1 protein-coding gene is annotated in these 1,382 nt (G+C 65.6%); it reads left to right on the forward strand.

Translation table 11 applies throughout. The features are described from left to right. A partial coding sequence (gene ilvA, locus B9Z01_RS34545; RefSeq protein WP_085490000.1) for a threonine ammonia-lyase, biosynthetic occupies positions 1–1,382 on the forward strand: 1,382 nt, incomplete at both ends.

The following is a 1,382-nucleotide window of genomic DNA, read 5'->3' on the forward strand; positions in this document are numbered from 1 at the left end:
AACCAGCCGGTGTTCTCGTTCAAGCTGCGCGGCGCGTACAACAAGATGGCGCATATTCCGGCCGAGGCGCTCGGGCGCGGCGTGATCACCGCGTCGGCGGGCAATCATGCGCAGGGCGTGGCGTTGTCGGCTGCGCGCATGGGCGTGAAGGCGATCATCGTCGTGCCGGTGACGACGCCGCAGCTGAAGGTCGATGCGATCCGCACGCACGGCGGGCCGACCGTCGAGATCGTGCAGTCGGGCGAATCGTATAGCGACGCGTACGCGCATGCCGTGAAACTGCAGGAAGAGCGCGGCCTGACCTTCGTGCATCCGTTCGACGATCCGTATGTGATCGCGGGACAGGGCACGGTGGCGATGGAGATTCTGAGCCAGCACCAGGGGCCGATTCACGCGATCTTCGTGCCGATCGGCGGCGGCGGTCTCGCGGCGGGCGTCGCGGCGTACGTGAAAGCGGTGCGGCCGGAGATCAGGGTGATCGGCGTGCAGACCGACGACTCGTGCGCGATGGCCGTTTCGCTGAAAGCGGGCGAGCGCGTCACGCTCAACGAAGTGGGGCTGTTCTCCGACGGCACGGCGGTGAAGCTCGTCGGCGAGGAAACCTTCCGCCTGTGCAGCGAATATCTCGACGAAGTGCTGCTCGTGAACACGGACGCCCTGTGCGCGGCGATCAAGGACGTGTTCCAGGACACGCGCAGCGTGCTGGAGCCCGCGGGCTCGCTCGCGGTAGCGGGGGCGAAGCAGTATGCCGAGCGCGAAGGCATCGAGAACCAGACGCTGATCGCGATCACGTCGGGCGCGAACATGAACTTCGACCGCATGCGTTTCGTCGCCGAACGCGCGGAAGTCGGCGAGGCGCGCGAAGCGGTGTTCGCGGTGACGATCCCCGAAGAGCGCGGCAGCTTCAGACGCTTCTGCGAACTGGTCGGCACGCGCAGCGTCACCGAATTCAACTACCGGATCGCGGACGCGAACTCGGCGCACATTTTCGTCGGCGTGCAGATTCGCAATCGCAGCGAGTCGGCGCAGATTGCCGGCGCGTTCGAGGCGCACGGTTTCGCGACCGTCGATCTCACGCTCGACGAACTCTCGAAGCAGCACATCCGCTACATGGTGGGCGGCCGCTCACCGCTCGCGCACGACGAGCGGCTGTTTCGCTTCGAGTTTCCGGAGCGGCCCGGCGCGCTGATGAAGTTCCTCTCGTCGATGGCGCCGAACTGGAACATCAGCCTGTTCCACTACCGCAACCAGGGCGCGGATTACAGCTCGATTCTCGTCGGCATCCAGGTGCCCGAGAGCGAGCACGCGGAGTTCGAGCGGTTTCGCGAAACGCTGGGTTATCCGCATTGGGAAGAGACGCAGAACCCGGTGTATCGGCTGTT

The sequence above is a fragment of the Paraburkholderia susongensis genome (assembly GCF_900177725.1).
Taxonomy (GTDB): Bacteria; Pseudomonadota; Gammaproteobacteria; order Burkholderiales; family Burkholderiaceae; genus Paraburkholderia; species Paraburkholderia susongensis.